We start from the raw sequence: 15964 nt of genomic DNA, 5'->3' as shown, positions 1-15964 counted from the left end.
AGCGGTGGGGGAGGCGGAGAGGGCAGGCCCGCGCTCCGTCCGCGGACGGAGGCAGCAAACCGTGACAGGTTGACTCCGCCCCGCACCCGGAGGCAAACGGTTTTCCTCGCCACCGCACGGAACCGGCGGCCCCGGCGGCGGCCTCCGCCGGACCGTCAGGTCACACGGGGCGGGCGGGCGCGTCGCCGCACCGCGAGGGGACCGTCCCGTCGATGAGGGTGTCCAGCAGTTCGCCCAGCACCGCGCGCTGTTCGTCGCCCAGCGGGGCCAGGATCTCCTCCGCGGCGGCCCGCCGCGCGGCACGCAGTTCCCGCAGCGCCGCGCGGCCGTCGTCGGTGAGCTCGATCCGGATGACCCGCCGATTGGCCGGATCCGGCACCCGCCGCACCTTGCCGTTCGCCTCCAGCCCGTCGACCAGGGTGGTGACGGCCCGGGGTACCACCTCCAGCCGCTCGGCCAGATCGGCCATCCGGGGCGGGGAGCCGTAGTGCGCGAGAGTGCGCAGCAGCCGGGACTGCGCGGGGGTGACACCTAGCTCGCGCCGCTCCAGATGGCGCTTCTGGATGCGGTGCACCCGGCGGGTCAGCCGAAGCAGCTGTTCGGCGAGCAGGCCGTCGGGATCGGGGGCGGTCATGCGGGAACATTATCAGGATGCTGTTCATTGTGAGTATAGGTAACAATGAGCGGGGCTCCGCTCGCGCCCCGCGTCCGGACCGCCGTCCCCGAGGAGACCATGCATCCCGACCACGTACCCGACTGGACCCCGCCTGCCGGCGCCGAGGAGCAGCCCCGGCAGGTGCGGCGCATCCTGAGGCTCTTCCGTCCCTACCGGGGGCGTCTCGCGGTCGTCGGCCTGCTGGTCGGCGCCGCGTCGCTGGTCTCCGTCGCCACCCCGTTCCTGCTGAAGGCGATCCTCGACGTCGCGATCCCCGAGGGCCGCACCGGGCTGCTCAGCCTGCTGGCGCTCGGCATGATCCTCAGCGCGGTGCTCACCAGCGTGTTCGGCGTGCTGCAGACCCTGATCTCGACCACCGTCGGCCAGCGCGTCATGCACGACCTGCGCACCGCCGTCTACGGCCGCCTGCAGCGCATGTCGCTCGCCTTCTTCACCCGCACCCGCACCGGCGAGGTCCAGTCCCGCATCGCCAACGACATCGGCGGCATGCAGGCCACCGTGACCTCCACGGCGACCTCCCTGGTCTCCAACCTCACCAGTGTGGTCGCCACCGTCGTCGCGATGCTCGCCCTCGACTGGCGGCTGACGATCGTGTCGCTGGTGCTGCTCCCGGTGTTCGTCTGGATCAGCCGCCGGGTCGGCAACGAGCGCAAGAGGATCACCACCCAGCGCCAGAAGCAGATGGCCGCGATGGCCGCGACGGTCACCGAGTCGCTCTCGGTCAGCGGCATCCTGCTGGGCCGCACGATGGGCCGCTCCGACTCCCTGACCGGCGCCTTCTCAGAGGAGTCCGAGCGTCTGGTCGACCTCGAAGTGCGGTCGAACATGGCCGGCCGCTGGCGCATGGCCGTCATCACGATCGTGATGGCCGCCATGCCGGCGATCATCTACTGGACGGCCGGCATCGCCCTGGGGACGGGCGGCTCTGCGGTCTCCATCGGCACCGTCGTCGCGTTCGTCTCGCTCCAGCAGGGCCTGTTCCGCCCGGCCGTCAGCCTGCTGTCCACGGGCGTCCAGATCCAGACCTCGCTCGCCCTCTTCCAGCGGATCTTCGAGTACCTCGACCTCCCGATCGACATCACCGAGCGCGAGGACCCGGTGCGCCTCGGCCGCGTGAAGGGCGAGGTCCGCTTCGAGGACGTCACCTTCGGCTACGACGGCAAGGGCGGCCCCGTTCTCGACGGCATCGACATCACCGTCCCGCCGGGCGGCAGCCTCGCCGTCGTCGGGCCGACCGGCGCCGGCAAGTCCACCCTAGGCCACCTGGTGCCGCGGCTCTACGACGTCACGGGCGGCCGGGTCACCCTCGACGGGACCGACGTCCGCGACCTCGACTTCGGCACGCTGGCCCGCGCGGTGGGCGTCGTCTCCCAGGAGACCTACCTCTTCCACGCCTCGGTCGCGGACAATTTGCGCTTCGCCAAGCCCGACGCCACCGACGAGGAACTGCACGCGGCGGCGCGGGCCGCCCAGATCCACGACCACATCGCCGCCCTGCCGGACGGGTACGACACGGTGGTCGGCGAGCGCGGACACCGCTTCTCCGGCGGCGAGAAGCAGCGCCTGGCGATCGCCCGCACCATCCTGCGTGACCCGCCGGTCCTGGTGCTCGACGAGGCCACCAGCGCCCTGGACACCCGTACCGAGGCCGCCGTCCAGAAGGCCATCGACGCCCTGTCCGCCAACCGCACCACGATCACCATCGCCCACCGGCTGTCCACCGTCCGGGGCGCGGACCAGATCGTGGTGCTCGACTCCGGCCGCGCGGTCGAACGCGGCACCCACGAGGAACTGCTGGAGCGGGGCGGACGCTATGCGGCCCTCGTCCGCCGGGACGCCCAACTCGAGCCGACAAGATGAAGATATGCCAGGTTTATGACGGTATGCGGGTTACCGTGCCCGCATGCAGACGAACACTCCGTCACGGAGCTCGATCCGACTGACGCGCCGGGGCCGTCTCGCCCTCGCGGCGCTCGGCGCCGTCGTGGCCGGCACCGCCGTGGCGGTGCCGCTGCTGATCATGGGCGGCGACGACGAGCCGCGCCCCACGGCGCTGGTGGTCCCGCAGGGGTGGCGGGCGAGCCAGGTGTACGACGCCATCGACAAGACCCTGGACCTGCCCGCGGGCACCACGAAGAAGTCCCTCGCCAAGGCGGACCTGAAGCTGCCGAACGAGGCACAGGGCAATCCGGAGGGCTATCTCTTCCCGGCGACCTATCCGCTCCGGGAGAAGGCGACGCCCCAGGAACTGCTGTCCCGCATGGTCGACACCGCCAACAAGAAGTTCAACGGAGCGCCGATCGCCGCCGGTGCGCAGCGCAACGCCATGAACGTCTACCAGGCCGTCACCGTCGCGAGCATCGTCCAGGCGGAGGCGACCGGCAAGGCCGACATGGGCAAGGTGGCCCGGGTGATCTTCAACCGGCTGGAGCGCGGAATGCCGCTCCAGATGGACTCGACCGTCGACTACGCCCTGGGCCGCTCGGCGCCGAGCGCCACGGCCGCCGACCCCGAGGTCGACAGCCCCTACAACTCCTACCGGCGCATGGGGCTGCCCCCGACCCCGATCGACAACCCGGGCGAGGACGCGGTGCGCGCCGCGATCAGCCCCACCCCGGGCGACTGGCTGTACTTCGTCACCGTCAAGCCCGGCGACACCCGCTTCACGGCCGAGCTGGCCGAACACCAGCGCAACGTCGCCGAGTCGGACGAGCTGCGGAAGAAGGCGGCCGAACCGTCGGCGAAGTGAGCGGGCCCCCGTCGGCCGTCACGCCGGGACCGGCTCCGCCGCCGTCCGTCACCCCGGGACCGACTCCGCCGCCAGCAGCCGCCGGATGTCCCGCACCGCCGCGCGCCCCGCCCGGTTGGCGCCGATGGTGCTGGCCGACGGGCCGTAGCCGACCAGATGGATCCGCGGGTCCGCGATCGCCCGCGTGCCCTCGAGCCGGATCCCGCCCCCCGGCTCCCGCAGCCGCAGCGGGGCGAGATGCTCGATGGCGGGCCGGAATCCGGTCGCCCACAGGATGACGTCGGCCGGCACCCGCCGCCCGTCCGCCCACTCCACTCCCTCGGGTGTGATCCGGTCGAACATCGGCTTCCGGTCGAGCACGCCCTCCGCGAGCCCCCGCCGGATCGCGTCGTTGAGCGGCAGCCCCGTCACCGAGACGACGCTGCGCGGAGGCAGCCCCTGCCGCACCCGCTCCTCGACGAGTGCCACGGCCGCCCGGCCCGCCTCCACGTCGAAGGGGCCCTCCCGGAAGACCGGGGGCCGCCGGGTCACCCACGTCGTGGCCGCCGCGTACGGGGCGATCTCCAGCAGATGCTGGGTGCCGGAGGCCCCGCCGCCCACCACGACCACCCGCTGCCCGGTGAACGCCTCGGGCCCCGGATACCGCGCGGTGTGCAACTGCCGTCCCCGGAAGGTCTCCTGGCCGGCCACGCGCGGCCAGAACGGCCGGTCCCAGGTGCCGGTGGCGTTGATCAGCGTCCGCGTCGCCCAGCTGCCGTCCGAGGTCTCCACCAGCAGCCGTCCGCCGGACCCCTCGCGCACCGCCCGTACGTCGACCGGCCGCCGTACCCGCAGGTCGAACGTCCGCTCGTAACGGTCGAAGTACTCGCTGATCACCTCGGAGGAGGCGCGCGCCGGATCGGCGTCCGTGAGTTCCATGCCGGGCAGCGCGTGCATCCCGTGCACCTTGCCGTACGTCAGCGAGGGCCACCGGAACTGCCAGGCGCCGCCGGGACCGGGGGAGTGGTCTAGCACCACGAAGTCGCGGTCCGGCTCGAACCCGGACCGCCGCAGGTGATGGGCGCTCGACAGCCCGGCCTGCCCGGCGCCTATGACGACCACCTCGACCTCGCGCGTGTTGTTCACGTTTCCACCAACCGCCGGGAGACCGTGGATCTTCCCGCACGCGCTGCCGCCGGAAGCCGGGCGCATGGGCCAGGATGGAGCGCATGTCCGATGCCTTCACCACCCGTGTCCTGAACATCGCCACCGGCTCCGACGAGCGGGTCGTCGACATCACCGGCGACTGCGAGTCCTTCCTGCGGGAGGCGGCGGCCGGCCGGGACGGCCTGCTGAACGTCTTCGTGCCGCACGCCACGGCCGGCATCGCCGTCATCGAGACGGGCGCCGGCAGCGACGACGACCTCCTGTCCACCCTGCACACCCTGCTGCCCGCCGACGACCGCTGGCAGCACCGCCACGGCAGTCCGGGGCACGGACGCGACCACGTCCTCCCCGCCTTCGTCCCGCCCCACGCGACCCTCCCGGTGGTGGACGGCCGGCTCGCACTGGGCACCTGGCAGTCGGTGTGCCTGGTCGACACGAACGTCTCGAATCACAACCGGCAGGTGCGGTTGTCGTTCCTGGGCGGCGTCGGCTAGGCCTGACTGAACGGGGGTACGTCCGGCCGCACCAACTGCAAGGGGTCCTCGGAATCTCCAGCAGCCACGGCTCGATCCCGGATACGGCGGCCTCCATCAGCCCGTGGGCCGAGAACCTGGCTGGCGTCATCGTGCCCGACGCCGGTCGCTACATCCCCGAGGAGCAGCCCGAGGCCGTCGCCGCCGCCCTCACCGACTGCTTCAGCGGCCGTTGGTGCTCTGGCTAGGGGTTCCTGATCATGGCGGGATCCAGGGGGGGGCGCCCTACGGGTTTGGCCGGTCTTCTGGTCCGGGCCCGGCGACGGTGGCGTCGGCTTTGCGTCGGCGAGGCCACAGGAGGAATACGGCCGCCGTCCCGACGAAGGTGAGGACGGCCGTGACCGCCATCGTGTCGGCGACACCGGATGAGAACGCCGAGACGGCTGCCTGCTGCACGGTGCGCCCGAGGTCGGGCGGCAGTGAGGCGATCGCTTCCCGGAAGGACGAGGAGTTCACCAATGCCTGCGGAACTGGGAGATGTCCGCCGGGCTCAGCCCCGACGCCTCGACGACAGAGGCCGCGTCTCTCGTCGTGAGTTCTCTGGCGACCGCGGTGAGGACGGCGACCCCGAGGGCGCCACCGAGCATGCTGGACATCTTGAACACACCGGCAGCGGTGCCCGCAAGGTCGATCGGGACCTCTCCGACGGTCGTATTGGCCACCGGGGTGCTCACCAACCCCAGACCGAGCCCGATGACGATGAGTGCGACAGCGAGGTACTCCGTCGAACTGCGCGTACCGAGAGAACCGAGCAGAGTCAGGCCGGCGCTGGCCACGACGAGCCCCACCACCGCGGGAAGCCGTCCGCCCCACCGGATCGCGAGCCTGCCGCCGAGCGGAATGAAGAGGAAGACCCCGACGGTGGCGGGCAGCATCAGCACCCCGGCCTCCACCGCGCTGTAGCCGCGTGCGTTCTCCAACCAGAGCACGAGGAGGAAGCTCATCCCGGCGAAGGTGAAGTTCATCGTGAGGTTGGCCGCGAGCGCGCCGTTGTAGGCCCGGATCTTGAACAGCTTCAGGTCCACGAGCGGCTGGCTCACATGGCGTTCGACGAACCACCACACGACCGACAGCACCACGGTTGCCACGAACAGCGCCACGATCAGCGGGCTTCCCCATCCCTGGCTCGGCCCTTCGGTGAGCGCGTACAACAGTGCGAAGACCGCAAGGACGATGGATGCCAGCCCCAGCCCCAGCCAATCGATCGTGTGACCGGCCGTCTCGTCGCGGGACTCCGGAGTCGTGACCCGGACGACCACGAGAGTGATCACAGCGAGCGGCAGGTTGATCCAGAACAGCCAGCGCCAGCCGAGGCCGTCCGTGATGACCCCGCTGAGCGCGGGCCCGACGGACAGCCCTCCCCAGGCCACCGCCTGCCAGACACTGAACGCGGTGGTTTCCGCCTTTCCGGAGAACTCGGGCGGGATGAGCGCGAGCGAGGCCGGCAGAATCAGCGCAGCGCCGATGCCCATGAGACCACGGCTGAGGACCAGCCATCCGATGTCGGGCGCGAGCGCGGCAGGTACGGAGAAGACAGCAAGCAGCACCGTGCCCACCTGAAGCATCCGGCGGCGGCCGAAGAGATCGCCGAACTTGCCGGCGGTGATCACGAGGGCACCGGTGACGAGGCTGAAGGCGTTGTTCGCCCACTGCAAGCTCGACAGGTTGCCGTTGAACTCGTCGGCGATCTGCGGAATCGCCACACTGAGGTCGCCGAACGCAAGCCAGACCATCCCTGCGGCCGTGCAGATCGCAAACAGGGAGACCCACCGGTGCGCGACGGCGGGGCTGCTGGAAGGGGGTTCGTTCATGGCGATGCTCCGGCCCCGTGCCCTCTCCGTTGGCTGTCCGTGTCTCCCGGCATGCGCACGGAGAGTAACAACCCGGTCGGGTGGCGGCGCGCCACGCGCGCCGCCCGGCGATCAACTCGCCGAAACGCGGTCGCGCTGGTGCCGATGCGCTCCTACGGGAGCTCCGCCGCGCGGCGGAGCGGGTCTTCCTGTACGCCTGGAGACCACAGCCGCAGAGGGCCGCTGCAGGACTGCGGTGCCCAATCCGCCGACCGAGGTGAACCGCGATGACGCTGCGTACACCACCGGACCGGCCGGCCGCTCATCGTGCCGCCCCGCGGGCGGCCCCCCGGATACGCGATCAGTGCGACGCCGGCCCCAGCACCCTCCCGAGCTGCTGGCGGGAGTGCACGCCGGTCTTCTGCAGCGCACGGGCGACATGCTGCTCGACGGTGCGCGGGGACAGGTGCAGCGTGGCGGCGATCTCCCGGTTGGACATGCCTGCCGCGGCGAGCTCCGCGACCTCCTCCTCGCGCGGCGACAGCGCGTCGCCGTAGGCGGGGCGGCCGGGCGGCCGGCGTTCCGCCGCCGGCTGGTGATGGCGCAGCTCGGCGCGGGTACGGGCGGCGTCCCAGGTCGCTCCGAGGGCGTCGAAGACCGCGGCGCTGTCGGTGAGCAGGGCGACGGCGGGACCACTGTCCTGCGCACCGCCGAGGGCACAGCGGGCGGCGCCCGCGGCGGTGAGAGCCGCGTGGTAGGGACGCGGCAGCGAGCGGTAGGCGGCGGCGCTGCTCTCGTAGCGGGCGGCGGCTTCCGTCGTCCGCCCCGTGTGCTCGGCGAGGACCCCGCGGGTCCACTCCAGGGCGGCGTCCGCCGACGGCGCGTCGCGGCCGTCCAGACCGGCGGCGAACTCCGCCGTCATCGCGCTCGCGGCGGCCGTGTCTCCGGCCCGCAGGGTCGCCTCCACCGCCCAGGGGGCGAGTTCGGCGGCCCACGCCCAGATCCCCTTGGCACGCAGCCGCTGCCAGGCGACGGCGGCTTCGGCGGCGGCGCCGGCGACGTCGTCGTGGGCGAGCGCGAGCCGGATCAGGGCGCCGGACACGGTCGCCGAGATCGGCACCGGGCCGGTGTCCAGGTCGGCCGCTTCGGGCCCGGTCAGACGGTCGAGGGCGTCGGCCCAGTCGCCACGGGCGAGGGCCAGCAGACCGAGGACCATCCGGGCGTCCGAGGCGAGGTACGGCATGTCGCCGGACTCGTCGACGAAGGCCCGGCACCGCTCCGCCAGCCCGGCCCAGCGGCCCGTCGCCCAGTCCACGACCAGCGCGCAGCCCCGGCCGGTCTGCTCGGCGTAGACCGCCCCGCTGCGCGCGGCCAGGGTGACGCCCTCGGCGAGCAGGTCGCGGGACTTCTCGTAGTGGCCGAGCCACACCACCGCGTCCGCCGCGTTGCACAGGCCCCGGGAGGTCTGCTGCCGGCAGCCGATGAGATCGCTGTCGCGGGGCAGCCGCTCGATGAGCGGCCACGCCGCCGGGTCGCCGCCGTTGAGCAGCACGCTCACCCGGTTCGCGGCCACGGCGGCCCGCACCACGGGATCACCCGACTCCTCCGCGACCGCCACGGCCCGCTCGATCCAGGCGACGTTCTCGGCGAACGACGCGTCCGGTCCGTACGGCATCGCCAGCGCCGACATCGCCCGGGCCAGCGGCACCGGCTCGCCCGCCAGGTCGTCCACCGCGCGGGCCAGCTCGTCCCGCCCCTCCATGACCTCGCCCATCTGGTTGCACAGCAGCAGCCCCAGATCCAGGCGGATCTCCCCGCGCACCGCGGGAGGAAGTCCCGGGTCGGCCACGATGTGCCGGAGCACCTTCAGCGTCTCGTCGGAACGCAGCCCCACCACGGCGCAGCGGGCCAGCAGCCTGGCGAGCCGGGACCGGGCCTGCTCGGGCACCGGGCCGGTGGCGAGCGCCGACTCGAGCAGCTCCACCGCGTGCTGCTGTCCGCCGGCCTCCTCGAACCGCCCGGCCGCGCGCTCGACGGCCACCAGCCAGCCCCGCTCGTCACCGCAGGCGCGGCGGTGGACGGCCACGCGCTCCCACGGGACGGGCTGGCGCCTGGCGAGCAACTTCGCGGCCCGCCGGTGCAGCGCCTCGCGCACGGGACCCGCCGTCGCGCGGCGCACGGCCGCCGCGGCGAGCGGTGAGCCGAAGCCGTACCGGCCGTCGCCGCGTTCCTCCAGCGCGGCGGCCCGCAGCGCGGCGGCGAGGGCGTCGGCGCCGCTTCGGCCGGGCAGGCCCGCCACCATGCCCAGGTCGTGCGAGGTGGCGGGCTCGTCGAGGACGGCGGCGGCGTGCACGATCCGCCGGTGCTCCTCGGGCACGGCGGCCGTGCGCCGCAGCGTCAGGACGTCGAGCCGGGGAGGCGTCCCGAGCCGGTCGAGGCCGACGGCGGACGGCTGACCGGCCAGCAGGTCGAGCAGGTCCGCGACGGTCTGGGCGACACCGCCCGAGAGGCGGTGCAGACCGGCCGCGAGGTCCGGCGTGCAGCGGTCGGCGCCCAGCGCGGCGAGGGCCGCCCGCCGCACCTCGGCGACGCCCAGCGGCCCCAGTACGTGCCGGACGACCGCGAGGCGGGCCGGGAAGTCGGTGTCCGGTCCGAGCGGCAGCCCCGGAACGGCGAGCTCCTCGGGCCGGTAGCTCAGAATGCAGGCGAGGTGCGGGGGCGGGTCGGCGAGCAGGGCGCGCAGCCGGGCGACGTCCTCGGCCGGCGCCCGGTGCACGTCCTCGGCGACCAGCAGCTCCGGCCCGTCGCCGGCCGGCGACCCGCCGGGCGCGGTGCGGTGGACGGTCCCCGCCACCGCCTCGACGAGCCGTTCCACCAGCCGGGTCTTGCCGGTGCCGGCGGCGCCCTCCACCAGCAGCAGCACCGGGCGGCCGTCCCCCCGAGGGTCGAGGGCGGGGGCGAGCCGCCCGCGCAGTATCGCCTCGGCGTCCTCCGCCGACCCAGCGCTGTCCGGCATGGTTCGTCACCCCGTTCCACGCGTGTCCCCGGTTGTTTGCGTATCCGTACTCAGTCTGCCCTGATTGCCCGGCACGGAGGACAGTCGGCAGCGTGGAACCCGTAAGACCCCGCGGTCCCGGTGGATCGGTGGGCCCCGCTGCCGACGACGTCGGCCGGCGCAGTCAGGAGTCCGGCGTGAGAAACGTGATTGGTGCGAGCCCGGCCGGGGCGGTCCTCGGAGTGCCCCGGCCGGCGGGACACGAGGGGCCGTGCGGGCAGGCGGCGCCACGTGGGAAGGGGTTCCTGGTGGTGGCCGTCCTCCCGGCCTCCGCGCGGGCCGTGCCCCGGCTGCGCCGGCTGGCCCGCGCGGTGGTCCGCAGCCATTGCCTGCCCGAAGCGGCGGAGGAGGCGCTCACGGTGATCGTCAGCGAGCTCGGCACCAACGTCGTCCTGCACAGCGGCAGCCCCGAACTGGAGGTGGTGTTCGAGATCGACGACACCTCGCTGACCGTGCGGGTGCGCGACTGCGGGCGCTGGCGGCAGCGCCCCGCGCCCCGCTGCGAGCCCGACGACATGGACGCCCCGTTCGGCCGCGGCCTCGCCCTGGTCGACGCGTACTCCGTCGACACCTCGGTCCTGCGCTCCGCGGACGGGACCCAGGTACGTGCCGTGATCGCCCTGTGACGCCCGCGGGACCCGGCCGACCGTGACCGGGCCGCACGGGCGCCGTCACAGGGCCGGACGCGCGGTCACTCCTCGCCGCGGACGACCGTGACGGGGCAGTCGGCGTGGTACAGCAGCGCCTGGCTGACCGAACCGAGCAGCATCCCGGTGAAGCCGCCGCGCCCCCGCGCCCCGGCCACCACCAGCTGCGCCGTGCGGCTCGCCTCGAGCAGCGTGTGGCGTACCCGCCCCCGCTCCGCCCGCAGCTCCACGGCGACCCCGGGGAAGGCGTCGCGCCACGGGGCCACCGCCTCCGCCAGCAGCCGCTGGTGCCTCTCGGCGAGCCGGTCGAGGTCCACGACCACGCTCATCGGATCGGCGTGCCCCTCGTAGGGCGTCGGCTCGCTCCAGGTGTTCCACACGTGCAGCGCGACCAGCGGGACCCCGCGCAGCCCGGCCTCGGCGAAGGCGAACTCCGCCGCCGCGTTCCCGGTCGGCGAGCCGTCCACGGCCAGCAGCACCGGCCCCTCGGGTTCGGCGCGGCCCCGGACCACCAGCAGCGGGCCGTGCCCGTGCGCGGCGAGCTGTACGGCCGTCGAGCCCAGCAACAGATCGCCGACCCCGCTGCGGCCCCGCCCGCCGACCACCGTCAGCACCGCCTGGCGCGACTCGCTCCGCAGCACCGTCAGCGTCTCGCCGGACGCCACCGTCCGGTCCACCTCCAGCCCGGGAGCGTCCTCCCGGGCGCGCTGCTCGGCCTGCGCCAGCACACCGTGGACCATCGGATCCAGATCGGCGGGGCGGCTGTACGCGTGCACGATCCGAAGCCGTGCGCCGCGCAGCGCGGCCTCCCTGGCCGCCGCGTCGACCGCGGCCAGACTGGACGGCGAACCGTCCACTCCCACGATCACCGTGTCCTTCACCACTCGCTCCCGTTCCTCACGTCCGGTGAAAACCGGGTACCCCACGGCGGAGGGCGCGTACCAAGGTGCTCCGGTCTACGGCAACCCCTCGCCGACCTGTGGCGATACGCTCTCCGCGGTCATCCTGCGGTTCTCTCGCGTCCCGTGTCCATCCGTGACAACACCCATGTTCCGGCGGAATGGGGGGATGGCACCATTGCCCAGGTGGGGGTGGATCACCAGTGCCGTACGACGGCTCGTCCCGCCTCGCACCGGACGACATCTGAAGTGAACAGGGAAGGGGACGGGCTGTGCCTGCTCCACGGATGAGCGCCACGCCGCTGCCGGGCATCGGCGTGAAATACGACCTCACCACGCGTGAGCACGAGCACCTGTCCGTGATCGCGCACCGGGACGGCGCCCGCACGGTGAACCTCTACCGTTCCGACGACCCGGACGCCTGCGCCCGGTCGCTGCGCCTGACCGTCGCCGAGTCGGCCGCGCTGATAGACGCGCTGATGCCGGCCCACCACAGCCCCAACCTGCTGCACACCACCGACCTGGGGCTGGTCGCCGAGCGCATCGAACTGTCGGCCGCCTCCCACTGGAACGGCCGGCTGCTGGGCGACACCCGTATGCGCACCGACACCGGCGCCTCGATCGTGGCCGTGCTGCGGCGGGCCGAGGCGATCCCGTCCCCCGCGCCCGACTTCCGGCTGGCGGGTGGTGACACGCTGATTGTCATCGGCACCCGCGAGGGCATCGAGTCCGCCGCCGAGATCCTCGGGCGGGAGTGAGCGCGTGCACTCTTCCGCAGTCTTCCTGATCGAATTCGGTGCGATCATCCTCGGGCTCGGCCTGCTCGGACGACTCGCCGGACGCCTCCAGTTCTCCCCGATCCCGCTCTACCTGCTGGCCGGCCTCGCGTTCGGCGAGGGCGGGCTGCTGCCGCTCGGCGCGAGCGAGGAGTTCGTCGCGATCGGCGCCGAGATCGGCGTGATCCTCCTCCTGCTCATGCTCGGCCTCGAATACACGGCCAGCGACCTGGTCTCCAACCTCAAGACCCAGTACCCGGCCGGTCTCGTCGACATGGCGCTGAACGCCCTGCCCGGCGCGGCACTCGCCCTGCTGCTCGGCTGGGGCCCGGTCGCCGCGGTCGTCCTGGCGGGCGTCACCTGGATCTCGTCCTCCGGCGTCATCGCGAAGGTCCTCGGCGACCTCGGACGGCTCGGCAACCGCGAGACCCCGGTCATCCTCAGCATCCTGGTGCTCGAGGACCTCGCCATGGCGGTCTACCTGCCGATCATCACCGCCCTCCTGGCGGGCGTCAGCCTCGCCGCGGGCAGCGTCACCCTCGCCATCGCGCTGGGCGTCGCCGGGCTGGTGCTGTTCGTGGCCGTCCGCTACGGACGGGTGATCTCCCGCTTCGTATCGAGCGACGACCCGGAGAAGCTGCTGCTGGTGGTGCTCGGTCTGACGCTGCTCGTCGCCGGACTCGCCCAGCAGCTCCAGGTCTCCGCGGCCGTCGGCGCGTTCCTGGTCGGCATCGCCCTGTCCGGGGAGGTCGCCGAGGGCGCGCACAATCTGCTCGCTCCGCTGCGGGACCTGTTCGCCGCGGTGTTCTTCGTCTTCTTCGGGCTCCACACCGACCCGCAGTCCATCCCGCCGGTGATCCTTCCCGCCCTCGCGCTGGCCGTCGTCACCGCGCTGACGAAGATCGCCACCGGGTACTGGGCCGCCCGCCGGGCCGGGATCTCCCCCAAGGGCCGCTGGCGCGCGGGCGGCACCCTGGTCGCCCGCGGGGAGTTCTCCATCGTCATCGCCGGCCTCGCGGTCACCGCCGGCATCGAACCCGACCTCGGCCCGCTGGCCACGGCGTACGTCCTGGTCCTGGTCGTGCTGGGCCCGCTCACGGCCCGCTACACCGAGCCCATCGCGCTCCGCCTGACCGCACGGCGCGCCGCGTCCGCCGACGCGGTACCCCCGAGCCGTACGGCGCCGGCCGCGGAGTCCCTGGAACCGGTGGACGACAGCCGGCCCGAACGCTGAGGCCGAGCGGGGTCCGGCGGACGTGCCGGACCCCGCCACCCGGCGGGAGCCGGGTGGAACCGCTGGGGCCTTTCGTTTGGATCACGCCGGGCTCGCGGGCCCCGGCACCGCGCCTCGCCGCGTTGTCGTCGGTTGCCGTGGCTCCGCCATGGCGCCCTCCTCCGCCTTGCGACGCACGGCACCGGACCCCGCTCCCTGATCCGGCCTGATCCAAACGAAAGACCCTAGTCCTCCAGGCGCACCGGCATCAGGATCGAGAACGTGTCCGCGTCGTCCGGCCTGCGGATCGCGAGGGGGGCCGTGGGGTCGCCGATCTCGAGGACCAGCCGGTCGCCCGCCCCCGCGGCGAGGGCCTCCAGCAGGAAGTCCCGGTTGACCGCGACGAGGTCCCGGCCCTCGGCACCGTCCCCGGCCGGTGCGACCGAGCCGTCGGCCGCCACCTCGAGGACGGTGAGGTCGCAGGGCACCCCGTCCTGCTCGCGCACCTCGCCGGTGCGTACCGGGCCGGTGCGCACCGCCTCCCGGAAGGCCGGCACGTCCACCGGGGCGCGCCGGCCGGCCGGGAGACGGACCAGGCGCCGGTAGTCGGGGAAGTCGTGGCCGAGGCACTGGCCGGCCGTCTGCCGGTCCCCGGTCTCCAGGGTCACCCGGTCACCGTCCACGGAGAGCCGGACCGGATCGTCACCGTCCAGCAGGGCCCGCATCGCGTCGGCGAGCGGAAGAGGCACCGTGACCCGCACCCGGGACCCGGCGGGGCCCTCCGCGGCGGCCCGTGCCACCGCCATCCGGTACCGGTCGGTGGCCACCAGGCACAGCGCGCCGTCCTCCACGTCGAACAGGATCCCGCCGAGCATCGGCAGCCCGGGGTCGGTACCCGCCGCGAACCGGACGGCGTCCAGTGCGGCAGCCAGTGCGGAGCCGGAGAGGGACAGCCGGACGGCGGTGTCTTCGCTGAGCGAGGTCATGGGGTTCTCCCGGTCGTCGAGTAGTGCTCGGAGCGCGGAGAACTCGGTACGGGCATCGGACAGCCCCCGTTCCAGCCGGCGCAGATGCGCCTCGAGCAGCCGCCGTACGAGATCGGTGTCGGCGCCCGCCCAGCCGGCCAGCACCAGCCGGATGTCCGCCAGCGGCATCCCCGCCCGGCGCAGCCGCGCCAGCAGCCGCGCCTCCTCCAGCTGCTCGGGGGCGTACCAGCGGTAGCCGCTGACCGGGTCCACCCGGGCGGGCACCAGGACGCCGGCGCGATCGTAGAACCGCAGGGCGCTCACGCCCAGCCCGCTGTCCCGGGCCGTCTCACCAATGCTGCGCATCTCGCTCTCCACACCCGGAACCCTGGTCCCTCGACAAGGTCGAGGGTCAACACCGGCCCCGAAGGCGCGCGAGAAACCGCGGGTCCCCGGTCGGGGACTCCCGCGAGAGGCTCACCAGTCCGCCGGCTCCGCGCTGACCGGCGCCAGCACCGCGAGGGTGCCGGTCGCCCGGCGCAGCGCCCTCTCGAGCGGGCCGGGGGCGTGCAGGGCGCCGGTGCCGTCCGGCGGGACGAGCCACTCCAGCCGGCCGGCGGGCCGGTACGGCGGGGGCACGGCGACCCACGAACCCCGGCCGACGTGCCGCACCCCGCATCCCACCCACTCGCTGACCGGATCGGGCGGCAGGAAGAAGCCCACCCGGCCGGCCGTGACGTCCACCAGCGTGGGCCCGGGCACCTTCAGGGGTTCGCGCCACAGGATGTCCAGGGCGAGCAGCCCGAGGCGGTCGGGCACGCTCAGCACGTCCCAGTACCGGCCCGCCGCGAGCAGCGCCGTGCCCCTGCCGTGGTCCCACTCGCGCTTGCACGCCTGCGGGTCCGTGGCCGCCGCGGCGAGCCACTCGACGGCTTGCTTCCCCATGGAGCTGTGCAATGTCCCCACCCCGGGCGCGGTCGGCCGCGCCGCTGTGGGCGCGTGCGGTACCGCCATGCTGGTGGACATCTCCGTCCACCGGAAGGGTGGCGTGCCCTGGCGTTCCGGTCAGTCGCCGCTCGCCGCGCGCTCCGCGTTCCGCTGCTTGATCCGCGCCGCCTCCTTGCGGACCTCGGCCTGGGTGGTGCGCTCCCGCTCCAGCCACTCGGGGCGCTGTTCCTTCAGCGTCTCGATCTGCTCCGTGGTGAGCGCCTCGGTGACCCCGCCGCGCGCGAGACCGGCGATGGACACGCCCAGCTTCGCCGCGACCACCGGACGGGGGTGCGGGCCGTCGCGCCGCAGGTCCCGCAGCCACTGCGGCGGGTCCGTCTGGAGCGCGTTCAGCTCGGCGCGGGAGACCACACCCTCCCGGAAGTCGGCGGGGGTGGCCTCGAGGTACACACCCAGCTTCTTCGCCGCGGTCGCGGGCTTCATCGTCTGGGTGCTCTGGTGCTGCGTCATGCCGTCCAGGGTATCGACCATGTGCACGACCGCCGACCACGGCCGGTAACCTGGCCA

14 protein-coding genes and 1 pseudogene are annotated in these 15964 nt (G+C 73.5%); 7 read left to right on the top strand and 8 right to left on the bottom strand.

Going from position 1 to position 15964, the window contains the following annotated elements:
- Positions 1-160 precede the first annotated feature (160 nt).
- Positions 161-634: a MarR family winged helix-turn-helix transcriptional regulator gene (locus tag CNQ36_RS04545; protein WP_004934694.1), complete on the bottom strand. Its 474-nt coding sequence runs from the start codon at positions 632-634 to the stop codon at positions 161-163.
- 99 nt (positions 635-733) lie between these two features.
- On the opposite strand from CNQ36_RS04545, the gene CNQ36_RS04540 reads away from it, so the two are divergent.
- Both CNQ36_RS04540 and mltG read left to right on the top strand, forming a co-directional pair.
- On the top strand, positions 734-2536 hold the full coding sequence (locus tag CNQ36_RS04540) for an ABC transporter ATP-binding protein (protein ID WP_121548370.1): 1803 nt from the start codon (positions 734-736) through the stop codon (positions 2534-2536).
- Between the two features lie 43 nt (positions 2537-2579).
- The gene (gene mltG / locus CNQ36_RS04535) at positions 2580-3425 is read left to right on the top strand and encodes an endolytic transglycosylase MltG (protein WP_121545022.1); all 846 of its coding nucleotides are present in this window, start codon (positions 2580-2582) and stop codon (positions 3423-3425) included.
- Positions 3426-3473: 48 nt separating this feature from the next.
- Here mltG and CNQ36_RS04530 read toward each other — a convergent pair whose 3' ends face one another.
- The gene (locus CNQ36_RS04530; RefSeq protein WP_121545021.1) at positions 3474-4550 is read right to left on the bottom strand and encodes an NAD(P)-binding domain-containing protein; all 1077 of its coding nucleotides are present in this window, start codon (positions 4548-4550) and stop codon (positions 3474-3476) included.
- Between the two features lie 83 nt (positions 4551-4633).
- On the opposite strand from CNQ36_RS04530, the gene CNQ36_RS04525 reads away from it, so the two are divergent.
- Together CNQ36_RS04525 and CNQ36_RS04520 are read left to right on the top strand one after the other, a co-directional pair.
- Positions 4634-5065 carry a secondary thiamine-phosphate synthase enzyme YjbQ gene (locus tag CNQ36_RS04525; protein WP_121545020.1) on the top strand — a complete coding sequence of 144 codons (432 nt, stop codon included), beginning with the start codon at positions 4634-4636 and terminating at the stop codon, positions 5063-5065.
- A 44-nt stretch (positions 5066-5109) separates the two neighbouring features.
- A pseudogene (locus CNQ36_RS04520) lies at positions 5110-5292 on the top strand (alpha/beta fold hydrolase); the annotation flags it as partial.
- Positions 5293-5556: 264 nt separating this feature from the next.
- Here the strand turns inward: CNQ36_RS04520 and CNQ36_RS04515 are convergent.
- Entirely contained in the window at positions 5557-6915 is a 1359-nt protein-coding gene (locus CNQ36_RS04515) for an MFS transporter (RefSeq protein ID WP_206278426.1), read from the bottom strand.
- Between the two features lie 340 nt (positions 6916-7255).
- On the bottom strand, positions 7256-9910 hold the full coding sequence (locus CNQ36_RS04510; RefSeq protein ID WP_121545019.1) for a helix-turn-helix transcriptional regulator: 2655 nt from the start codon (positions 9908-9910) through the stop codon (positions 7256-7258).
- 176 nt (positions 9911-10086) lie between these two features.
- Here CNQ36_RS04510 and CNQ36_RS04505 point away from each other — a divergent pair, with 176 nt between their 5' ends.
- Positions 10087-10575 (top strand): ATP-binding protein, encoded by a 489-nt coding sequence (locus CNQ36_RS04505; RefSeq protein WP_228312916.1) that lies wholly within the window; start codon positions 10087-10089, stop codon positions 10573-10575.
- 65 nt (positions 10576-10640) lie between these two features.
- Here the strand turns inward: CNQ36_RS04505 and CNQ36_RS04500 are convergent, their stop codons facing one another.
- A complete protein-coding gene (locus tag CNQ36_RS04500) occupies positions 10641-11477 on the bottom strand; it encodes a universal stress protein (RefSeq protein WP_176116453.1) in 837 nt (278 codons plus the stop codon).
- 305 nt (positions 11478-11782) lie between these two features.
- On the opposite strand from CNQ36_RS04500, the gene CNQ36_RS04495 reads away from it, so the two are divergent.
- Together CNQ36_RS04495 and CNQ36_RS04490 are read left to right on the top strand one after the other, a co-directional pair.
- Complete coding sequence (locus CNQ36_RS04495; protein WP_040907791.1) at positions 11783-12253, top strand: cation:proton antiporter regulatory subunit; 471 nt, start codon at positions 11783-11785, stop codon at positions 12251-12253.
- 4 nt (positions 12254-12257) lie between these two features.
- The gene (locus CNQ36_RS04490; RefSeq protein ID WP_004934711.1) at positions 12258-13505 is read left to right on the top strand and encodes a cation:proton antiporter; all 1248 of its coding nucleotides are present in this window, start codon (positions 12258-12260) and stop codon (positions 13503-13505) included.
- Between the two features lie 224 nt (positions 13506-13729).
- Here the strand turns inward: CNQ36_RS04490 and CNQ36_RS04480 are convergent, their stop codons facing one another.
- From CNQ36_RS04480 to CNQ36_RS04470, 3 genes are all read right to left on the bottom strand, one after another.
- Positions 13730-14815, bottom strand: coding sequence for a DNA polymerase III subunit beta family protein (locus CNQ36_RS04480; protein WP_163013198.1), 1086 nt, complete (start codon positions 14813-14815; stop codon positions 13730-13732).
- Positions 14816-14926: 111 nt separating this feature from the next.
- Entirely contained in the window at positions 14927-15394 is a 468-nt protein-coding gene (locus tag CNQ36_RS04475; protein ID WP_176116451.1) for a hypothetical protein, read from the bottom strand.
- A gap of 120 nt (positions 15395-15514) precedes the next feature.
- Positions 15515-15928, bottom strand: coding sequence for a DUF5997 family protein (locus CNQ36_RS04470; protein WP_040907796.1), 414 nt, complete (start codon positions 15926-15928; stop codon positions 15515-15517).
- Between the last annotated feature and the right edge of the window lie 36 nt (positions 15929-15964).

The sequence above is a fragment of the Streptomyces fungicidicus genome, assembly GCF_003665435.1.
GTDB lineage: Bacteria > Actinomycetota > Actinomycetes > Streptomycetales > Streptomycetaceae > Streptomyces > Streptomyces fungicidicus.
Note: the sequence above shows the minus strand (reverse complement) of the source record. Positions and strands in the feature narration are given on the sequence as shown.

Bases quoted from the DNA above. Each gene is read 5' to 3' on its own strand.
- CNQ36_RS04545 (WP_004934694.1), bottom strand. From the start codon at position 634: ATGACCGCCCCCGATCCCGACGGCCTGCTCGCCGAACAGCTGCTTCGG.
- CNQ36_RS04495 (WP_040907791.1), top strand. From the start codon at position 11,783: ATGAGCGCCACGCCGCTGCCGGGCATCGGCGTGAAATACGACCTCACC.
- CNQ36_RS04525 (WP_121545020.1), top strand. From the start codon at position 4,634: ATGTCCGATGCCTTCACCACCCGTGTCCTGAACATCGCCACCGGCTCC.
- CNQ36_RS04475 (WP_176116451.1), bottom strand. From the start codon at position 15,394: ATGGGGAAGCAAGCCGTCGAGTGGCTCGCCGCGGCGGCCACGGACCCG.
- CNQ36_RS04480 (WP_163013198.1), bottom strand. From the start codon at position 14,815: ATGCGCAGCATTGGTGAGACGGCCCGGGACAGCGGGCTGGGCGTGAGC.
- CNQ36_RS04470 (WP_040907796.1), bottom strand. From the start codon at position 15,928: ATGGTCGATACCCTGGACGGCATGACGCAGCACCAGAGCACCCAGACG.
- CNQ36_RS04510 (WP_121545019.1), bottom strand. From the start codon at position 9,910: ATGCCGGACAGCGCTGGGTCGGCGGAGGACGCCGAGGCGATACTGCGC.
- mltG (WP_121545022.1), top strand. From the start codon at position 2,580: ATGCAGACGAACACTCCGTCACGGAGCTCGATCCGACTGACGCGCCGG.
- CNQ36_RS04540 (WP_121548370.1), top strand. From the start codon at position 734: ATGCATCCCGACCACGTACCCGACTGGACCCCGCCTGCCGGCGCCGAG.
- CNQ36_RS04515 (WP_206278426.1), bottom strand. From the start codon at position 6,915: ATGAACGAACCCCCTTCCAGCAGCCCCGCCGTCGCGCACCGGTGGGTC.